A 19,355-nucleotide genomic window follows, 5' to 3' on the forward strand; every position below is an offset into this window, starting at 1 on the left:
CGCGCGGCGAACCCGCAGGACCCTTCGATCGACCGACCGCGGCGGGTGACCTGGGAGCGGGCCGGTTTCGGCGCGTTGACCGCGGTCACGGCAGTGCTCTACCTGTGGAACCTGTCGGCCAGCGGGTGGGCCAACGCGTTCTACTCGGCGGCCGCGCAGGCCGGCGCCTCCAACTGGACGGCCATGCTGTTCGGGTCGAGCGACGCGGGCAACGCCATCACGGTCGACAAGATCCCCGGGGCACTATGGGTGACGGATCTGTTGGTGCGGCTCTTCGGGCTGAACCCGTGGAGCGTGCTGGCGCCCCAGGCGGTGATGGGCGTGGCCGCCGTCGCGGTGCTCTACGCGGCCGTCCGCCGAGCGGCAGGGCCGCAGGCGGCGCTGCTGGCGGGCGCGGTCTTCGCGTTCACGCCCGCCGCCGCACTGATGTTCCGATTCAACAATCCCGACGCCCTGCTGGTCCTGATGCTCGTCGTCGGCGCCTACTGCGTGCAACGCGCGTGCGAGCCGGAGGCCGGCCGCTGGTGGCTCGTCGGCGCCGGCGTCGCCGTCGGCTGTGGCTTCCTGGCGAAGATGCTGCAGGCCTTCCTCGTCCTGCCCGCCTTCGGCGTCGCGTATCTGATGGCTGCTGCGGCGCCGCTGCGGACCCGGTTGTTCCGTCTCGCGGCGGGCACCGTCGCGCTGGTGGTGTCGGCGGGCTGGTACCTACTGCTGGTCGAGCTGTGGCCCGCGTCGTCGCGGCCATACATCGGTGGCTCCCAAAACGACAGCATCGTCGAACTGGCGTTGGGCTACAACGGGATCGGCCGCATCACCGGCGAGGAGGTCGGTGGCCTCGGCAACCTGGACTACGACGTCGGTTGGGGCCGGTTGCTCGGCGCGGGCATGGGTGCCTACACCGGCTGGCTGCTGCCAGCCGCGCTGGTCTGCCTGGCGGCCGGGCTCTGGCTCACCCGCCGCGCGCCGCGCACCGATCCCCGGCGTGCCGCGCTCGTGCTGTGGGGCGGGTGGCTGCTGACGACGGCCGTCGTGTTCAGCTTCGCCGGCGGCATCGTGCACTCGTATTACACCGTCGCGCTGGCCCCTGCGCTCGGCGCTGTGATCGGCATCGGGTCGGTCACGCTATGGCGCAATCGCTCCACGCGCTGGTGTGCTGCCGCGATGGCGTCGACCGTCGCCGTCACCGCCGTCCTCGCCGTGGTCCTGGCCGCCCGGCACGACGACTGGCTGCCGTGGTTGCGCGCGGTCGTCGCGGTCGTGGGGGTGGGTGCCGCCGTGTTGCTGCTGGTAGTGGCTCGGCTGCCGCATCGGGCGGCGGCCGCGGTCGCGGGACTGGCGCTCACCGCCTGTTTGATCGCGCCGACTGCCTACGCGATCGAGACGGCCGCCACGGCGCATACCGGCGCGATCCCGTCGGTCGGGCCGGCACGCGGATTCGGCGGCTTCGGCGGCATGGGCGGGGGACTGCTCGCGTCACCCGAACCCAGTGCCGGTCTGTCGGCGCTGCTGGCAGCCGACGCCGACCACTTCCGCTGGGCCGCAGCGGTGGTGGGCTCCAACAACGCCGCGGGCTATCAGCTGGGCAGCGGCGCACCGGTGATGGCGGTCGGCGGGTTCAACGGCACGGACCCGGCGCCGACCCTCGCGGAGTTCCAGCGCCTGGTGGCCGACGGCGACGTGCACTACTTCATCCGCAGCAGGATCATGGGGGGCTTCGGCAAGGCGCAGCGATCGGGGAGTCGCGAGGCCGCGAACATCGCCGAGTGGGTCGAGACGCACTACGCGCCGGTGATCGTCGATCGCGTGGCGGTCTACGACCTCACCGCGGCGCCCACGGCGTGATTCACAGCCGGCGCATAGCTCGCGCAGAAGGCCACCACACTGCGCGCGGCGACGATGAAGTCATGACGGACATCGACACGGGAACCGAGCGCATCGCGCGCTTCGCATCCCGACCCAATGCGGCCAGGGCCGCGGCCCTGGCCGGCGTACCGGTGCTGGACGTGGTGATCCCCGTCTACAACGAGGAGACCGCGCTGGCCGACTCGGTGCGCCGGGTGCACCGCCACCTGCGGGACACCTTCCCGTATCCCGTGCGCATCACGATCGCCGACAACGCCAGCATCGACGAAACCCCGCGCGTGGCACGGGAATTGGCGTCCGAACTCCCCGGCGTGCGCGTGGTGCGGTTGGAGCAGAAAGGTCGCGGTAGGGCGCTGCGGGAAGTCTGGTCGCACTCCGATGCGCAGGTGCTGGCATACATGGACGTCGACCTGTCGACCGACCTCACCGCGCTGGCCCCGCTCGTCGCTCCGTTGATCTCCGGGCACTCCGACCTCGCGATCGGCACCCGTCTGGGCCGGGGATCGCGGGTGGTGCGAGGGGCCAAGCGCGAATTCATCTCTCGCTGTTACAACTTGATCCTCAAGTCGACGCTCGCCGCCGGGTTCTCCGACGCACAGTGCGGGTTCAAGGCCATTCGCGCCGACGTCGCGCGCGAGCTGCTGCCGCACGTGTCCGACGCCGGATGGTTCTTCGATACCGAGCTGCTGGTCCTCGCCGAGCGCAGCGGCCTGCGCATCCACGAGGTGCCGGTCGACTGGGTCGACGACCCCGACAGCCGGGTCGACATCGTCGCGACCGCCGCTGCCGACCTCAAGGGCGTCGGACGGCTGCTCCGCGGCTTCGCCAACGGCTCCATCCCCGTCAATGCCATTGCAGCGCAACTAGAGCCGTCCCAGGCGGCACCGCGTTCACTGTTCCGGCAGGTGGTCCGCTTCGCCACGGTCGGGGTTGCGTCGACGGCCGCCTACCTGGTGCTGTTCATGCTGCTGCACGGCGTGATCGGTGCCCAGGCCGCCAACCTCGTCGCCCTGCTCGTCACCGCGATCGGCAACACCGCGGCCAACCGTCGGTTCACGTTCGGCGTCGCGGGCAACGCCGCGCGCCACCACGTCGAGGGGTTGATCGTCTTCGGCATCGCCTTGGCGATCACCAGCGGCGCGCTCGCCGGCCTGCACGCCGTCGTCGACCAACCGCACCGAATCCTCGAGATGTCCGTGCTGGTGCTCGCCAACCTGCTCGCCACCGCCGTCCGCTTCGTCCTGCTGCGCGGCTGGGTCTTCCACCCGCGGCGGCTCCGCTCGACTGCCAAGGGAACCCGTTCATGACCGTCACCGCCGACCATCGGACACCGGCGCTCGCCGACCGGACCGACACCGCTGAACCTCGCTGGGCCAGAACGGGTCTGCTGGCTCTGCTCACGGGTACCGCCGTGCTCTACCTCTGGGGTCTGGGGTCCTCGGGCTGGGCCAACAGCTACTACGCCGCGGCAGCGCAAGCCGGTACGCAGAGTTGGAAGGCGTGGCTGTTCGGCTCGCTCGATGCGGGCAACGCCATCACGGTCGACAAGCCGCCCGCCGCAATGTGGTTGATGGGCCTCTCCGGCAGGCTTTTCGGGTTCAGCGAGTTCACGATGCTGCTCCCGCAGGCGCTGATGGGCGTCGCGGCCGTCGCGGTGCTGTACTTCACGGTCAAGCGCACCAGCGGCCCGGGTGCCGCCCTGGTCGCGGGCACGGTGCTGGCGCTCACCCCGGTGGCCACGCTGATGTTCCGCTACAACAATCCCGATGCGCTGCTGGTGCTCCTGCTCGTCGTCGCGGCCTACACCACGGTGCGCGCGGTGGAGAACGGGAGTTACCGGTGGATGGCGCTCACGGGCGCCGTCGTCGGGTTCGCGTTCCTGACCAAGATGTTGCAGGCGTTCCTGCCGGTGCCGGGTTTCGCGCTGGCCTTTCTGGTGGCCGCCCCGATCTCGCCGTGGCGCCGGGTCGGTGGGCTCCTCGTCGCCGGTGCGGCGCTGGTCGTCTCCGCCGGTTGGTACGTCGCGCTGGTTAGCCTGTGGCCCGCCGGGTCGCGGCCGTACATCGCCGGGTCGACCGACGACAGCCTGCTGCAGCTCGCGCTGGGTTACAACGGGCTCGAGCGCATCGTCGGGGGTGGTGGTCCCGGTGGCGGTGGCGGCGATTTCGGCCCCGGCGGAGGTGAGGGCAGACCTCCCGGCAGCAACCTGTTCTTCGGCGGAGACCCAGGCATCGGCCGGATGTTCGGCCCGTCGTTCGGCACCGAGTCGTCGTGGCTGCTGCCGGTCGCGTTGATCGGAATGGTGGTGCTGGCGTGGCTGACGTGGCGGTCCGCCCGCACGGACCTGCGCCGTGCCGGTCTGCTGGTGTGGGGTGGCTGGCTCGTCGTCACCGCGTGCGTCTTCAGCTTCATGGACGGCACCGTGCACCCGTACTACGTGGTGGCCCTGGCACCCGCGATCGGCGCCCTGGTCGGCATGACGGTCTCCGAACTGTGGCAGCGCAGGGCGCTCCTCTGGTCGCGACTGGTGCTGGCGGCGCTGCTGGCAGGCACGGGGGTCTGGGCCTTCGTGCTGTTGGGCCGCACGCCGGAGTGGCTGCCCGCGCTGCGCTGGGTGCTGCTGATCGGATCGGCCGTGGTGGCCGTCGGACTCGCCGTCGGAGCGCAGCGCGGCGGTCGCGTGACGGTTGTCCTGGCGGCACTGGCCTGCGTGCTCGGTGTCGGCGCGGCGGCGGCGTACTCGGTCGAGACGGTGGCGCAGAACCATGGTGGCCCGATCGCGACGTCGGGGCCCGCCAAGGCGGAGGGCTTCGGCTTCGGCGGACGCTTCGGTCAGTCCGATAATGCACGGCTGCAGGCCCTGGTCTCCGACGCCGACACCCGTTGGGCCGCAGCGGCAATCGGGTCGATGCAGGTGAGTGACCTCGAGCTGAAGACGGGGGAGTCGCTCATGGCGATCGGTGGCTTCACCGGTGGCGACCCATCGCCGACGCTTGCGGAGTTCCAGCAGTACGTCGCCGACGGTCAGGTGCGGTACTTCATCGCCTCCGATCGTGGCGGCCCGCCGGGACGTCGTGGCGGCAGCGCGGGGGAGATCACCTCGTGGGTCGAGCAGACCTTCGCCAAGACCGATGTCGGCGGCACGACCGTCTACGACCTGAAATCACCGCGATCCTGAGGCGGTATGCCTGAGGCTCAGATGCCCGTGCACAGCGAGACGAACGGAATCGGCGCGCAGACGCCCACCGAGAAGCCGGGCGTCGGGTCGCCGTTCCACGGTGGTGGCGGTGGCGGTGGCGGAGGCGGTGGTGGCAGGGCTGCGGCGACGCAGCTGTTTGTCGGAGGATCGAATACCGTGCCCGCACCGCACTCCGCGGCGTTGCCGGCTGCCGGCGACACCACGGTGATGAATGCGAGCGGCGCGAACGTGGCCGCAATGACGATCGTCAATCGGCGCGCAATGGCTGCCATCGCCGGCTCCCTCTAGGTCCTTCCCCGACCTCTTGCTGCGGCCATTCTAGGACCGCCCTCGACCGGTGTCACACGTCCTGATCATTGGAAGTAGGGGCCGAAACGTTGACACTCGCGGCGCCCGCATCGTAGATTCCTGGGCATGATTGCAATTCTGGCTATCTCTACCAACTTAAAGAGGAAGTCATGACGGCCACCGAACTCGACCAGCCCGTCGGCAAGTACGAGTTGAGTCATCTGCGGGTGCTGGAGGCCGAGGCCATCCACATCATCCGCGAGGTGGCCGCGGAGTTCGAGAAGCCAGTGCTGCTCTTCTCCGGTGGCAAGGACTCGATCGTCATGCTGCACCTGGCGCTCAAGGCCTTTCGGCCGGGCAGGCTGCCGTTCCCGGTGATGCACGTCGACACCGGGCACAACTTCGACGAGGTGCTCGCCGTCCGCGACGAACTGGTCGCGCAGAGCGGCGTCCGCCTGGTCGTGGCCAAGGTGCAGGACGACATCGACGCGGGCCGCGTCGTCGAGACGATCCCGTCGCGCAACCCGATGCAGACGTTCACGCTGCTGCGCGCCATCCGGGAGCACAAGTTCGACGCCGCGTTCGGCGGCGCCCGCCGCGACGAGGAGAAGGCCCGCGCCAAGGAGCGCGTGTTCAGCTTCCGCGACGAGTTCGGCCAGTGGGACCCCAAGGCCCAGCGCCCCGAGCTGTGGAACCTCTACAACGGCCGCCACCACAAGGGCGAGCACATCCGCGCCTTCCCGATCTCGAACTGGACCGAGTTCGACATTTGGTCCTACATCGGCGCCGAGAAGATCACGCTGCCGTCCATCTACTACGCGCACCAGCGCAAGGTGTTCGAGCGCGACGGCATGCTGCTGGCCGTCCACAAGTACCTGCAGCCCCGCAAGGACGAGCCGATCATCGAGAAGACCGTACGGTTCCGCACCGTCGGCGACGTGACGTGCACGGGCTGCGTCGAGTCCAAGGCGTCGACCGTGGCCGAGGTGATCGCCGAGACGGCCATCTCGCGGCTGACTGAACGCGGTGCCACGCGCGCCGACGACCGGATCTCCGAGGCCGGCATGGAAGATCGCAAGCGAGAGGGCTACTTCTGATGAGCGCTCGCGCGAAGAAGAGAAGGAACAGCTGATGGCGACGTTGTTGCGCATTGCCACCGCGGGGTCCGTGGACGACGGCAAGTCGACCCTGATCGGACGACTGCTGTACGACTCCAAGGCCGTGATGGAGGACCAGCTCGCCGCCGTCGAGCGCACCTCGAAGGAGCGTGGCAACGACTACACCGATCTGGCGCTGGTGACCGACGGCCTGCGGGCCGAGCGGGAGCAGGGCATCACGATCGACGTCGCCTACCGCTACTTCGCTACGGCGAAGCGGAAGTTCATCATCGCCGACACCCCCGGGCACGTGCAGTACACCCGCAACATGGTGACCGGCACCTCGACCGCCCAGCTGGCCATCGTGCTCGTCGACGCCCGGCACGGTCTGCTCGAGCAGTCGCGTCGGCATGCGTTCCTGGCCTCGCTGCTCGGCATTCAGCACATCGTGCTGGCGGTCAACAAGATGGACCTCGTCGACTGGGATCAGGAGCGGTTCGACAAGATCCGCGACGACTTCCACGAGTTCGCCGCACGCCTCGACATCCACGACGTCACGACGATCCCGCTGTCGGCGCTCAACGGCGACAACGTGGTCACCAAGTCCGACGCGACGCCCTGGTACGACGGGCCCGCGCTGCTGAGCCACCTCGAAGACGTCTACATCGCCGGTGACCGCAACCTGATCGACGTCCGGTTCCCGGTGCAGTACGTGATCCGGCCGCAGACGCGCGAGCACGCCGACCACCGCAGCTATGCGGGTACCGTCGCGAGCGGCGTGCTCCGCCCGGGTGACGAGATCGTGGTGCTGCCAGCCGGATTGACAAGCCGCATCACCGAGATCGAAGGTCCCACGGGACCGGTCACCGAGGCGTTCCCGCCGATGGCGGTGTCGATCAGCCTGGCCGACGACATCGACATCTCGCGCGGCGACATGCTCGCCCGGGAGAACAACCAGCCGCACGTCACCCAGGAATTCGACGCGATGGTGTGCTGGATGGCCGACGGGGCGGCGCTCGAACCGGGCCGCGAGTACCTGGTCAAGCACACCAGCCGCACCACCAGGGCCAAGGTGACGGCACTGGACTACCGCCTCGACGTGAACACGCTGCACCGCGACAAGAGCGCAACGGCGCTGAAGCTCAACGAACTCGGGCGCATCACGCTGCGCACGCAGGCCCCGTTGCTGCTGGACGAGTACTCGCGCAACGCCGCGACGGGATCGTTCATCCTGATCGACCCCGACACCAACGGCACCGTCGCCGCGGGCATGGTCCGCGACACCACGCCGGCGTCCGCGCGCGCGGCGAGTCCCAATGCGATCAAGCACCAGAATCTCGTCACCGCCGAGGACCGGCTGTCACGTGGGTCGACGGTGTGGTTCACCGGTCTGTCGGGATCCGGCAAGTCGTCGGTGGCGATGCTCGTCGAGCAGAAGCTGCTCGAAAGTGGCCGTCCCGCCTATGTTCTCGACGGCGACAATCTGCGCCACGGGCTCAACGCCGACCTCGGCTTCTCGATGGCCGACCGCGCCGAGAACCTGCGTCGCCTTGCGCACATCGCGACGCTGCTCGCCGATTCCGGTCAGATCGTGCTCGTGCCCGCCATCAGCCCGCTCGAGGAACACCGGGAACTCGCACGCCGGGTGCACGCCGATCAGGGCTACGACTTCTTCGAGGTGTTCTGCGACACCCCGCTGGAGGACTGCGAGCGGCGCGATCCCAAGGGGCTGTACGCCAAGGCCCGGCGCGGCGAGATCACTCACTTCACCGGCATCGACAGCCCGTACCAGCGGCCGAAGAATCCCGATCTTCGCCTCACGCCGGACCAGGCGGTCGAGGATCTGGCCCAGGCCGTGATCGACATGATCGACGCCGAGCGGTGACCACCAACGACCACGAGGTCGCCGCGGCGCTGGCGACCCAGGCGGGCGAACTGCTGCTGCGCGTGCGCGTCGAGTACGCCGACGCCGACGCCAAGGAGCGGAAGTCGGCGGGGGACATGCGCTCGCACGACTTCCTGATGCAGGCCCTGGCAGCCGAGCGGCTTGGTGACGCCGTGCTGTCCGAGGAAGGTGCCGACGATCCGATCCGCCTGACCAGCGAGCGGGTCTGGATCGTCGACCCGCTCGACGGCACCCGGGAGTTCTCCGAACTCGGCCGGGAGGACTGGGCCGTGCACGTGGCGCTGTGGCAGGCCGGTGAACTCGTCGCAGGCGCGGTCGCGCTGCCCGCCCAGGGCGTCACGCTCGCCACGCCGGACGTCGCGCCACCGCCACCTGCGCCGGCCGCGCCGCGGATCGTGGTGTCCCGCACCCGGCCGCCCGAGGTGGCGCTCGCGGTGCGCGAGGCGCTCGGCGGCACGCTCGTGGAGATGGGTTCGGCCGGAGCCAAGGTCGCATCGGTGGTGCTGGGCATCGCCGACGTGTACGTGCACGCCGGCGGCCAGTACGAGTGGGACTCCGCCGCGCCCGTCGCCGTCGCCCGTGCGGCCGGGCTCTTCACGTCCCGCATCGACGGCTCACCGCTGCGCTACAACCAGCCCGACGTCCTGCTGCCCGACCTGATCGTGTGCAGGCCCGAACTGGCCGATGCGGTGTTGGCGGTCACGACGGCCCGCTGAGTACCCTCGCAGAGGTGACCCGTCCCACGCTGCGCGAACTGTCCGCCCTGCCCAGCCGCCCCGCCGCGCTGGCCGAGTCGGCGCTGGTGCTCATCGACTGCCAGAACACCTACACCCGCGGCGTGATGGAACTCGACGGCGTGTCCGCGGCACTCGACGAGGTCGCGACCCTGCTCGACCGGGCGCGGACGGCGGGCATACCGGTCATCCACGTCCAGCACGACGGCGGTGCGGGCTCGCCGTACGACCTCGGCGACGACATCGGCGCGATCGTTCCGCTCGTCGCACCGCGCGACGGCGAACCGGTGGTGGTCAAGCAGTACCCCGACTCGTTCGTCCAGACCGACCTCGACGAGCGGCTGAAGGCGGCCGGGGTGTCGAACCTGGTGCTGACGGGGTTCATGACGCACATGTGCGTGAACTCGACGGCACGGGGCGCCTTCAACCTTGGCTACGCCCCGTCCGTGGTTGCCAGCGCCACCGCGACGCGCAGCCTGCCGGGCGTGGACGGCGCCCCGCTGCCTGCTGCGGCGGTCCAGTCGGCAAGCCTGGCGGCCCTGTCCGATCTGTTTGCCATCGTCGTTCCCGACGCGGCGAGTATCACTGACGCGGAATAGATCTCGATCGTAGCCGTGTTGCCATTGAGTGGTGCATCTGCGCCACCACGCAGCACGAACGAGAGAGACAGCAGTGACAGTCGTTATGCAGCAACGCAACTGGACGAAGTCGATCCTGGCGTCCATCGGAGCCGGTGCCGTGTTGGCAGCAGCCGCGATGACGTACGGAGCAGCCGTGGACACCGACGTGTCGAACGGACTCTCCCAGGCGCCGTCGAGCGAATTCGGTGAGACCACCACGAAGTCGGCGACGCCGTCCAGCCCGGAGGTCCCTTCTGCAGCGCCATCGGTTCTCGCGCCACCGGCGCCCACGTCCGAACCCGGCTGAGATAATTCGGGTGCAGTCCTGGTCTGCGCCAGTTAGCATGACGCGCATGCCATCCCGGACTGACCTGTGACTCGGCCGCCGACTCGGGTGACCCGGCTCGGCGAGAAGCAGACTGCCTCGCGAGAGGCGTTGGACGCGCTGTTGGCCAGCACGCCGCTGGCCACGATCGGGCTCGTCCGCGACGGGCATCCCACCGTGTTCCCAACCGGATTCACCCGTGTGGGTGAGGATTTGGTGGTGCACGGCTCCACGGGTTCGCCATGGCTGCGGGCCTTGGCGTCCGGCGCGCCTGCCGCGGTGTCGGTGACGACACTAGACGGTGTCGTGGTGGCGCGCAGCGGTTTCGAGTCGTCGTTCCACTACCGCAGCGCGGTGCTGTTCGGTGTCTTCGAGCCGGTTCCCGAGGCCGAGAAGGTCCGGTACCTCGACGCGCTGACCGATGCGTTCATCCCGGGCCGGGTCGCCGAGTTGCGCCCGAGTACCCGCAAGGAGATCGCCGCGACACTCGCTCTGCGGATGGCGATCACGACCGACAACTGGTCGCTGAAAGTCAGTGCGGGATGGCCCGAGGATCCGGACTCCGACGTTGCCGGCGACGCCTGGGCGGGCGTGGTTCCCATGGCCACCGTCTACGGCGACCCGAGGCCTGCGCCGGACCTCACGGCCGGCATCGAGGTGCCGCAGTCGGTGCGCTCGATGACCGACCGCTCAGTCCAGTAGCGTCGTCCGGCGGTACAGGTCGGTTCGCCTGTCGCCGTGAACGTCGTTGTGCTGGTTGAACTTCTTGATCCGCGACTGCTCCAGGTCGACGTCCGCGGTGACGTTCCCCGCGTGCCCGTACTGGGCCATGGCCATCGGGTAGCCGTCGGCGTCGGTGATGACGCTGCCACCGATCCAGTCGACGTCACGCTCGGTCCCGGTGCGGTCGCACACCGCGATCGGCATCCGGTTCATCCCTGCGCCGGCCTGAACCCGCACCACCTCGGTCGGCCGCTCGCCGTCCGGCCGGGGGAGCAGGGGCCAGTTGACAGGTGCGCACAGCAGGTCGGCACCCTGCAGAGCGGCCGCCCGCACCCACTCCGGGAACTCGACGTCGTAGCAGACCATCACGCCGAGCCGGCCGTGTGCGGTGTCGACGACCAAGGGCAGGTCGTCAGACAGGTCGAAGACGTTGTTCTCGGTGTCCCACAGGTGCGTCTTGCGGTAGACCCCGAGCACCCCGCTGCGGTCGACGACGACGGCGCTGTTGTAGATTTTCTCGCCCGCGTCCTCGGGGAAGCCGCCGACGATGGTCAGATCGAAGGCCTCGGCCAGTCCGGCCCACTCCGCGACCGTCGGCCCGTCGCGCGTCTCCGCGAGCGACGCGAGTTCGGCCCGGTCGGCGAACACGTAGCCCGAGGAGGCGAGTTCCGGCAGGACGACGATCTGCGCGCCGTCGGCCGCGGCCTGCTCGACGGCGGCCTTGACGGTGGCCCGGTTGCCGGGGACGTCGCCGACCCGGAGGGGGATCTGACAGCACGTGACGCGGGTGGTCATCCTTCGATGCTCCCGCACGATGGCACAATCTGCGACATGCGGATGTCGGCGAAGGCGGAGTACGCCGTTCGAGCGATGGTCCAGCTGGCCACGGTCGACGACGGCGTCTTGGTCAAGACCGACGATCTGGCCAAGTCGCAGGGCATCCCCGCGCAGTTCCTGGTGGACATCCTGACCGCGCTGCGCACCGACCGGCTGGTGCGCAGCCACCGCGGTCGCGAGGGCGGCTACGAACTGGCCAGGCCGGCCGCCGAGATCAGCATCGCCGACGTCCTGCGCTGCATCGACGGCCCGCTGGCCAGCGTGCGCGACATCGGCCTCGGTGACCTGCCCTACTCGGGGCCGACGGCCAAGCTCACCGACGTGTGGCGTGCGTTGCGCGCCAGCATGCGCTCGGTGCTCGAGGAGACCAGCCTTGCCGACGTGGCATCGGGCTCGCTGCCCGACCACGTCGCCACGCTCGCGGGTGAGTACCTCGGTCAGGAGCAGGAGCGCGGCCACGGCTGAGTGCGCGCGTGCTCAGCCGCCCGAGCCGTACGGCGTCGTGATGATCTCGAGGTAGTGCCCCGACGGGTCCTGGAAGTACACGCCGCGGCCGCCGTCGTTGTGGTTGATCTCGCCAGGGTGCTGCCCGTGCGGGTCGGCCCAGTGCTGCAGGCCGCGCTCGCGGATGCGGCCGTAGATCTCGTCGAACTCGGGCTCGGACACCAGAAACGCGTAGTGCTGCGGATGGATCTCGGCGTCCGGGGGCACCTGCGCGTAGTCGAGGCTCGCGCCGTGGTCGATCGCGACCGCCAGGAACGGCCCGAACTCCCTGGCGTCCGGTAGTCCGAACATCTCGGTGAAGAAGGCGGCGGCTTCAGCGCGGTCGCGCGCCGCGACGATGGTGTGATTGAACGCAATGGCCATGTCAATCCAGTGAACCACCGCCCGTGGCCGGGAGGCAACGGTGCAGGATGTACCGATGAGCGGTTTCGATCTGCGATCGCTGGCGGCGCCGGTCATCGCCGCCCCCATGGCTGGTGGTCCGAGTACGCCCGAATTGGCCGCTGCCGCAACGAACGCCGGTGGGCTGGGTTTCCTCGCCGCCGGCTATCTGACTGCCGAGGCACTCGCCGACCGCATCGCCGCGGCGCGCGCGCTCACGTCGGGCCCCCTGGGCGTCAACCTCTTCGTCCCGCAGCCCAGCGCCGCGAGTCGTGATCCGCTGCACCGCTACGCCATCTCGCTGGAGGACGACGCCCGCCGGTACGGCGTGCGCATCGGCGAGCCCCGCTTCGACGACGACCAGTGGGCCGCCAAGCTCGAGGTGGTGCTCGACGCACGGCCCGAGGTGGTGTCGTTCACGTTCGGGCTGCCCGACGAAGCCGAGTGCGCGCGCTTCCGCGATGCCGGGATCACCACCGTCGCAACCGTCACGACGTTGGCCGAGGGCGAACTGGCAGTGGGCTGCGGCATCGACGCCATCACGGCACAGGGTCCGGGCGCAGGCGGGCACCGGGGCACCCTCGACCCCATCGCCAGCCCGGCCACGCAGCCGCTGGGGCAGCTGCTGCGGGCGACGACCGTCGGGCTGAAGGTGCCGGTCATCGCCGCGGGCGGTCTGATGGATGCCGTCGACGTCGCCGACGTGCTGGCGTTCGGCGCCGTCGCCGCGCAACTCGGCACCGCGTTCCTGCTCAGCGACGAGGCCGGGAGCAGCCCCGTGCACCGCGCAGCGCTTCAGGATCCCGACTTCACCGAGACCGTCGTGACGCGATGCTTCTCCGGTCGCTACGCGCGCGGGTTGCGCAACCGCTTCGTCGACGACCACGACGCCGACGCGCCGTTCGGGTATCCCGAGGTGCACTACATGACGAGCCCGTTGCGTGCGGCGGCCGTCAAGGCCGGGGACCCGCACGGCGTCAACGTGTGGGCGGGCACTGGATTCAAGAAGGCCAGGACGGGGCCGGTCGCGGACATCGTGTCAGCGCTGGTCTGACCGACCTACCGGAGGGACACCGCGAGGTCGCTCCGTCCGGCTTCGTCTCTGGCCGTCGCGGCGGGCAGCCGGATCGTGAACGTGGTGAAGCCGTCGGCGGACTCGGCGACGATCTCGCCGCCGTGTGCCTCGACGATCGACTGCGTGATGGCCAGGCCCAGACCGGAGTTGCCGTACTGCCGGGACCGTGAGCGGTCGGCGCGCACGAAGCGCTCGAACAGATGGGGCAGGAGGTCGGGTTCGATGCCCGGCCCGTCGTCGCGCACGGTCAGGCTGACCGATGCGCCGCCGTCGACGGCAGCGGTGACCGAGGTGCCCTCGGGTGTGTGGTCGCGCGCATTGGACAGCAGGTTGGCCACGGCCTGGTACAGCTTGGCGCGGTCGCCGCGGACCCACACGGGTGCGTCGGGGACGTGGGTCTGCCAGTGATGCGACGGTGCGGACACCGCCACGTCGTTGACCGCGTTGGCGACCAGGTCGGCGAGGTCGACGTCGGCGGTCTCGAAGTCCTCGCCCTCGTCGAGCCGCGCCAGCAGCAGCAGGTCCGACACCAGCGCGTTCATCCGTGCGGCCTCGGCCTCGATGCGCGCCAGCGAGTACTCCGTGGTCTCCGGCAGCACCGATGCGTCCTGCCGGGTGAGTTCGGCGTAGCCCTGGATGGCGGCCAGCGGGGTGCGCAGTTCGTGGCTGGCGTCGGTGATGAATTGCCGCATGCGGCGGTCCGATGCGGCCACCTCGGTCAGTGCCCGTTCCACGTGGGCCAGCAGGTGGTTGAGCGTGTCGCCGACGAGGCCCACCTCGGTGCGCGGATCGGTGTCGCGGTCGGGGACGCGCGGTGTGATGGCGTAGTGGTCGCGGCTCAGCGGCAGCGCGGTCACCTCGGCTGCGGTGGCCGCGACCCGGCTGAGCGGGCGTAGGGCGATCCGTACGAACGCGAGCGTGCCCGCGGCGGTCACGACCAGCGCCAGCGCGGTCAGTGCCGTCACGACGATCGTCTCGCGGGTGGCCGCGGCACTGGCCGCGCGCAGGGAGGCTGCGGTCAACAGCACTTCGCCGGGCCCACCGGGACGACTGGTCAACAGGTACATGCCGAGACCGGGCAGCCAGTCGTCCTCGGGTTCGTCGAGTCGGCCCGAGTGCTCGACGATCTCGGCAAGCGCCTCGGGGGGCGCAAGCGCGGCCTCGCCGTCACCGAACATCGCGGAGTCCACGACCCGACCGTCGCGAACGAGGACGACGATGTTGCCCGGTGCCTGCCCGATGAGTTGGGTCAGCGGCTTCATAGCGTCCGGCGCGGGCAGTTGGCCCGTCGGTAGCGGGGTTGCCCGGTACTTGGCCACGGCCTGGCCGAAACCGTCTGCGGCGGCGTTCAATTGGGTGTCGACGATGCCGGTCACCGAGGCGCGCAGCGTCAGCACCGACATCGTGCCGACGGTCGCCAGGACCACCATGACGACCGCGGAGACGCCCACCACCAACTGCCTGCGCAGCGGCCAGGTGCGCCAGCCCCGCGGTGCGCGCCCGCTCACTGCGCCGGCCGCAATGCGTAGCCCACGCCGCGCACGGTGTGGATCATGGGTTGTCGGCCGGTGTCGATCTTCTTGCGGAGGTAGGAGACGTACAGGTCGACGATGCTGGAGCGCCCGCCGAAGTCGTAGTTCCAGACCCGGCGCAGGATCTCCTGCCGGGTCAGTGCGCGCCCCGGATTGCGCATGAGGAAGCGCAGCAGCTCGAATTCGGTGGAGGTCAACGAGATCGACGCCTCGCCGCGGGTGACGGTGCGGCCCGCTCCGTCGAGTCGCAGGTCGCCGACGGTGAGCGTCTCGCTGTCCTCGGGGGTGAGGTACGCCGACCGCCGCAGCAGGCCGCGCAGGCGGGCGACGAGTTCCTCGAGGCTGAACGGCTTGGTCATGTAGTCGTCGCCGCCGGCGGTCAGACCGGTGACGCGGTCGCGCACCGAGTCGCGCGCGGTCAGGAACAGCACCGGGGTGTACTCGCCCGACCCCCGCAGTTGTTCCAGCACGCCGAGGCCGTCCATGTCGGGGAGCATGATGTCGAGCACCACGACGTCGGGTGGGTTGGCGCGGTACTTGGCGACGGCATCGGCCGCGTCGTGCGCGACGTCGACCTCCCAGCCCTCGTACTTGAGCGCCATCTGGACGAGGTGCGTCAGGGCCCGTTCGTCGTCGACGAGCAGCGTCCTGATGGGGGACCCGTCGGCGCGGTACATCCGCGGCAGCTGACCGAGCACGGCCTGCCGCGGCGCCGCGCCTCCGACCTGCGATGTCGCCATGAGTTCATTGTGCCCACCGACGCGCCGATGTCCGAGCGATTCATATGTCGTTCACACGTTCGCAGGTCGGGCCGGTCTTGGCGCTAGCGAGGCATCCGGTCGTGGCGCTCGGAGCCCAGCCGGTCGACGACGGCGGTCCCGTCGTCGGAGCGCACCGTGACCTCGGCGGCCGCGCGGTCGGGATCCTCGGTCTCGGAGACCCGCACCTGGGCGGAGTCGCCCGATGCCCGGACCAGGTAGGGCCCGGGGTCGGGCAGCAGGACGACGACGTCACCGGTGTTGCTCGAGGCGTCGACGGTCCTGGGCGCGGCGCCGAAGTCGACGGACACGTCGCCGTCGACGCTGTCGGCGAGGAAGGATTCGGTGACCGAGATGGGGTCACGCGTCACGATCTCGGCGTCCTGGGTGCGGACCTCGATGCGACGCGCGGATCCGCGTAGCACCACCGCGCCGTTCTCGTTGTTCGCGACGAGGGTGTCGACGTCGGCCTGCATCATCAGGACCCCGGCGCCCTGTTGGGTCGTCAGGGACAGGCGGCGCGCCATCTCGGGCGGCAGCGTCACGGTGACCTCGCCTGCTCGGCCCCAGCCGATCACCCCCGGCTGTGTCCCGGTGAGGGCGACGCGGGTGTCGGCCCCGTTGCGGGTCACCTCGAGTGAACGTTCGCCTGCACGCGAGGAGTTGATGAGCCGTGTGGAGATCCGCGGTTCGGTGGCGTCGCGGTCGGTGGTGATGCGCAGTGCCGCCGGAACGTCGCGGGTGTCGATGACGAGTGACCGCGTGTCACCGGGCAGCGACGTCTCGTCGGCGACGACGCGGAAGTTGCTGAGCCCCCAGGCGCTCACACCGAGCGCGACGAGTGAACCCACCACCACCACCGAGGCGGCGATGACGAGGAAGGCGCGGATGGCGGTGCGCCCGCCCGGCGAGAGCGGCGACGGGGTCGACGGTGTCGGAGCGGGCGGCGGGGGAGCGATGGTGGTCACGTTGATCCCTTTCAGCGGTTCAGGATTCGAGGTAGCGCAGGACCGCGAGCACGCGGCGGTTCTCGCCATCGTCGGGGGCCAGGCCGAGCTTGGTGAAGATGGAGGCGATGTGCTTCTCGGCCGAACCGACCGAGACGTTGAGCGACGTGGCGATGGCCGAGTTGGTGCGGCCCTCGGCCATCAGTTGCAGGACGTCGGTCTCGCGCGGGGTGAGTGCGTCGAGCGCCGAGCGCTGCCGCGAGCGGACGAGGATCTGGGAGACGACCTCGGGGTCGAGCACCGTGCCGCCCTTGCCGACGACCTCCACCGCGTCGACGAATGCCGGGACGTCGGCGACGCGGTCCTTGAGCAGGTAGCCGAAACCGCGGGTGTCCGAGGCGATCAGTTCGGCGGCGTAGCGCTCCTCGACGTAGTGCGAGAGCACCAGCACCGGTGACTCCGGATTCTGCGTGCGCAGCAGCGCGGCGGCGCGGATGCCCTCGTCGGTGAACGTCGGCGGCATCCGGACGTCGACGATGGCGAGGTCCGGCCGCAGTTCGTTGACGATGTGCAGCAGGTTCGTCGCGTCCGAGACGCCTGCCACCACCTCGTGGCCGAAGTCGGTGAGGATGCGCTCGATGCCGGCGCGCAGCAGTGTCGAGTCCTCGGCGATCACGATGCGCATGGCAGCACCGCCGTCACGATGGTGGGTCCGGTCGCGGGGCTCGAGACGGTGAAGGTGCCTCTCGCCGCGCGTACCCGGTCGGCGAGGCCGCGCAGGCCGGTCGCGTCGTCGGGGGCGGGTGCCTCGGCGCCGCCGACGCCGTCGTCGAACACCGACACGTACAACACCTCGGCGGAGTCGTCGAGTCGTACGGTGACGACCGCCTGACTCGCCTGAGCGTGCGTGGCGACGTTGGTCAATGCCTCGGCGACTACGAAGTAGGCGACCGACTCGACCTCCTCGGGCAGGCGGCGGGGGAGGTACACGTTGAGCGTGGTCGGGATGCCCGCGTTCTCGGTGCGCTGCACGACGGCCGAGAGTGCGGCGTCGAGACCGCGGTCGGACAGGATCGTCGGGGCGATGCCGCGCACCACGTTTCGCAGTTCGACCAGTGCGCTCTTGGCGTCGTCGTGCGCCTCAGCGATGAGCTTGCGTGCCTGGGGCGGGTCGGTGTCGAGTTTGGTCTGGGCCAGGCCGATGGTCATCGCCAGTGAGACGAGTCGGGGTTGCACGCCGTCGTGCAGGTCGCGTTCGATGCGGTGGCGTTCGGCCTGTGCGGAGGACACGGCGCCCTGCCGGGCGTCGCTCAGGGCGCTGACCTCGTGCTGCAGCGCGGCGGTGGGTGACGGCGGCAGCAGCCACCTGTCGATCTGGACGTCCAGGGCGGGAGCGAAGACCAGGATTGCGACGGCCGCCACCAGGGCCACCAGCGCCAGCAGCCACGCCAGCGGCGGCGAGAGGAAGGACAGGTCTGCGGCGTCGTCGCTGTTGTCGATTGCGGTGGCGATGGCGGGCCCGGCGAAGGCGAACACGATGAGCGCGAAGGCGATCGCCGTGGCGAGGATGTCGTAGGTCATGCGTAGGTAGTGGTGCCCGAACGACTTCCAGAACCGCACGCTGCTGACGTCGAGCCAGAGTTGATGCGCCCACCGCTGGAATCCGGTGTAGTGCGACAGCTTTCGCGGTGGTTCGGCGATACCCAACCCGAAGACGGCTTCGCTGCGCAGACGCTCGACGCGGTCGACGCCGCGGATGAGGTAGACGAAGACGACCGCCGCGAGGGCGAAGCCGATGATCGACGGGATGGACGAGACGCCGATGACCAGGAGTCCGAGCGGGATCCAGAACCAGACGAGGCCGATGGCGGCGCCGGTGATCATCGACGCCGAGGGGACCAGGCCGATGCGGCGAACGGGTCTCTCGGTCTCGTCGACGACCGGCGGGGCGGCGATCGGTTCGGTGGGCGTGGTGACTGCAACCATGCACTCAACCTATGGAGTCGTGGGCTCGCGCAACACGGCGATTGCCGGAGAACCTGGCGGGGGATATCCCCCAGTGCCGGTGCGATGACTTTTCGGTGCCGACCTGGTCTGCCCGGGTACGTGACCATCGACTCATCCAGGAGAGACACCATGAGCGTCATCGACGACACCAACAGCACGTCGGCCACCGCCCAGGCCCGGCGTTCGACCTCGCACAAGGTGGGCATCGGGATCAGCGCGCTGGTCGGCGCGTTCCTGGTGTTCGACGCGGTGGGCAAGTTGATGCGGCCGGAGCCGGTGCGCGAAGGCACCGCTGCGCTGGGCTTCCCGGTCGACCAGGCGTTGGTGATGGGCATCGTGCTGACGGTGTGCCTCGTCGCGTACCTGATTCCGCGCACGGCGGCGCTGGGTGCCCTTGGCATCACCGCCTACCTGGGCGGCGCGGTGACTGCGAACATGAGGGTTGAGTCGCCGCTGTTCACCCACACGCTGTCGGCCGTGTACGTGGGCGTGCTGTTGTGGATCGGATTGGCGCTGCGCCGGCCCGAGCTGTGGCGGGTCGCCGGATTCAAGCGCTGAG

20 protein-coding genes are annotated in these 19,355 nt (G+C 69.8%); 12 read left to right on the plus strand and 8 right to left on the minus strand.

Annotated elements, in window-relative coordinates; genetic code table 11:
* Positions 1-27 precede the first annotated feature (27 nt).
* The 3 genes from G6N61_RS27630 to G6N61_RS27640 all read left to right on the plus strand — a co-directional run bounded on the left by G6N61_RS27630 (position 28) and on the right by G6N61_RS27640 (position 5,041).
* Positions 28-1,842 carry an ArnT family glycosyltransferase gene (locus G6N61_RS27630; protein WP_407666502.1) on the plus strand — a complete coding sequence of 605 codons (1,815 nt, stop codon included), beginning with the start codon at positions 28-30 and terminating at the stop codon, positions 1,840-1,842.
* A gap of 62 nt (positions 1,843-1,904) precedes the next feature.
* Positions 1,905-3,170 (plus strand): bifunctional glycosyltransferase family 2/GtrA family protein, encoded by a 1,266-nt coding sequence (locus G6N61_RS27635; protein WP_163924002.1) that lies wholly within the window; start codon positions 1,905-1,907, stop codon positions 3,168-3,170.
* Complete coding sequence (locus tag G6N61_RS27640) at positions 3,167-5,041, plus strand: glycosyltransferase family 39 protein (protein WP_163924004.1); 1,875 nt, start codon at positions 3,167-3,169, stop codon at positions 5,039-5,041. The genes G6N61_RS27635 and G6N61_RS27640 overlap by 4 nt, the downstream gene beginning before the upstream one ends.
* Before the next feature lie 17 nt (positions 5,042-5,058).
* On the opposite strand, the gene G6N61_RS27645 is transcribed toward G6N61_RS27640, so the two are convergent.
* Complete coding sequence (locus tag G6N61_RS27645; protein WP_163924006.1) at positions 5,059-5,334, minus strand: hypothetical protein; 276 nt, start codon at positions 5,332-5,334, stop codon at positions 5,059-5,061.
* Positions 5,335-5,520: 186 nt separating this feature from the next.
* Here G6N61_RS27645 and cysD point away from each other — a divergent pair, with 186 nt between their 5' ends.
* From cysD to G6N61_RS27675, 6 genes are all read left to right on the plus strand, one after another.
* Positions 5,521-6,447 (plus strand): sulfate adenylyltransferase subunit CysD, encoded by a 927-nt coding sequence (cysD, locus tag G6N61_RS27650; protein ID WP_163924009.1) that lies wholly within the window; start codon positions 5,521-5,523, stop codon positions 6,445-6,447.
* Positions 6,422-8,332 (plus strand): sulfate adenylyltransferase subunit CysN, encoded by a 1,911-nt coding sequence (cysN, locus tag G6N61_RS27655; protein ID WP_264076890.1) that lies wholly within the window; start codon positions 6,422-6,424, stop codon positions 8,330-8,332. The genes cysD and cysN overlap by 26 nt, the downstream gene beginning before the upstream one ends.
* A complete protein-coding gene (locus G6N61_RS27660; RefSeq protein WP_163924014.1) occupies positions 8,329-9,069 on the plus strand; it encodes a 3'(2'),5'-bisphosphate nucleotidase CysQ in 741 nt (246 codons plus the stop codon). Before cysN ends, G6N61_RS27660 begins: the two co-directional genes overlap by 4 nt.
* Positions 9,070-9,083: 14 nt before the next feature.
* Positions 9,084-9,686: a cysteine hydrolase family protein gene (locus tag G6N61_RS27665; RefSeq protein ID WP_163924016.1), complete on the plus strand. Its 603-nt coding sequence runs from the start codon at positions 9,084-9,086 to the stop codon at positions 9,684-9,686.
* A gap of 73 nt (positions 9,687-9,759) precedes the next feature.
* Positions 9,760-10,014 carry a hypothetical protein gene (locus G6N61_RS27670; protein ID WP_163924018.1) on the plus strand — a complete coding sequence of 85 codons (255 nt, stop codon included), beginning with the start codon at positions 9,760-9,762 and terminating at the stop codon, positions 10,012-10,014.
* Between the two features lie 66 nt (positions 10,015-10,080).
* Positions 10,081-10,734, plus strand: a complete 654-nt coding sequence (locus G6N61_RS27675; protein WP_163924020.1) for a pyridoxamine 5'-phosphate oxidase family protein — start codon at positions 10,081-10,083, stop codon at positions 10,732-10,734.
* Here the strand turns inward: G6N61_RS27675 and G6N61_RS27680 are convergent.
* The gene (locus G6N61_RS27680) at positions 10,723-11,550 is read right to left on the minus strand and encodes a nitrilase-related carbon-nitrogen hydrolase (RefSeq protein ID WP_163924022.1); all 828 of its coding nucleotides are present in this window, start codon (positions 11,548-11,550) and stop codon (positions 10,723-10,725) included. The genes G6N61_RS27675 and G6N61_RS27680 overlap by 12 nt on opposite strands.
* 36 nt (positions 11,551-11,586) lie before the next feature.
* Here G6N61_RS27680 and G6N61_RS27685 point away from each other — a divergent pair, with 36 nt between their 5' ends.
* Positions 11,587-12,057, plus strand: coding sequence for an Rrf2 family transcriptional regulator (locus tag G6N61_RS27685; RefSeq protein ID WP_163924024.1), 471 nt, complete (start codon positions 11,587-11,589; stop codon positions 12,055-12,057).
* A 12-nt stretch (positions 12,058-12,069) separates the two neighbouring features.
* Here the strand turns inward: G6N61_RS27685 and G6N61_RS27690 are convergent, their stop codons facing one another.
* On the minus strand, positions 12,070-12,459 hold the full coding sequence (locus G6N61_RS27690; RefSeq protein WP_163924027.1) for a VOC family protein: 390 nt from the start codon (positions 12,457-12,459) through the stop codon (positions 12,070-12,072).
* A 55-nt stretch (positions 12,460-12,514) separates the two neighbouring features.
* Between G6N61_RS27690 and G6N61_RS27695 the strand changes: the two genes are divergently transcribed.
* Positions 12,515-13,531 (plus strand): nitronate monooxygenase, encoded by a 1,017-nt coding sequence (locus tag G6N61_RS27695; protein ID WP_163924029.1) that lies wholly within the window; start codon positions 12,515-12,517, stop codon positions 13,529-13,531.
* A gap of 5 nt (positions 13,532-13,536) precedes the next feature.
* Here the strand turns inward: G6N61_RS27695 and G6N61_RS27700 are convergent, their stop codons facing one another.
* The 5 genes from G6N61_RS27700 to G6N61_RS27720 all read right to left on the minus strand — a co-directional run bounded on the left by G6N61_RS27700 (position 13,537) and on the right by G6N61_RS27720 (position 18,775).
* Positions 13,537-15,060, minus strand: coding sequence for a sensor histidine kinase (locus G6N61_RS27700; protein ID WP_235887328.1), 1,524 nt, complete (start codon positions 15,058-15,060; stop codon positions 13,537-13,539).
* Complete coding sequence (locus tag G6N61_RS27705; protein ID WP_276078127.1) at positions 15,057-15,824, minus strand: response regulator transcription factor; 768 nt, start codon at positions 15,822-15,824, stop codon at positions 15,057-15,059. The genes G6N61_RS27700 and G6N61_RS27705 overlap by 4 nt, the downstream gene beginning before the upstream one ends.
* Positions 15,825-15,907: 83 nt before the next feature.
* Positions 15,908-16,810 (minus strand): hypothetical protein, encoded by a 903-nt coding sequence (locus G6N61_RS27710; RefSeq protein WP_163924031.1) that lies wholly within the window; start codon positions 16,808-16,810, stop codon positions 15,908-15,910.
* A 19-nt stretch (positions 16,811-16,829) separates the two neighbouring features.
* Positions 16,830-17,474, minus strand: a complete 645-nt coding sequence (locus G6N61_RS27715; protein ID WP_163924033.1) for a response regulator transcription factor — start codon at positions 17,472-17,474, stop codon at positions 16,830-16,832.
* Positions 17,462-18,775, minus strand: a complete 1,314-nt coding sequence (locus G6N61_RS27720) for a sensor histidine kinase (protein ID WP_163924044.1) — start codon at positions 18,773-18,775, stop codon at positions 17,462-17,464. The genes G6N61_RS27715 and G6N61_RS27720 overlap by 13 nt, the downstream gene beginning before the upstream one ends.
* 150 nt (positions 18,776-18,925) lie before the next feature.
* Between G6N61_RS27720 and G6N61_RS27725 the strand changes: the two genes are divergently transcribed.
* Positions 18,926-19,354 carry a DoxX family protein gene (locus G6N61_RS27725; RefSeq protein WP_163924046.1) on the plus strand — a complete coding sequence of 143 codons (429 nt, stop codon included), beginning with the start codon at positions 18,926-18,928 and terminating at the stop codon, positions 19,352-19,354.
* The last annotated feature ends 1 nt before the right edge of the window (position 19,355 follow it).

Origin of the sequence: Mycolicibacterium arabiense (assembly GCF_010731815.2) — a bacterium.
GTDB classification, from domain to species: Bacteria; Actinomycetota; Actinomycetes; order Mycobacteriales; family Mycobacteriaceae; genus Mycobacterium; species Mycobacterium arabiense.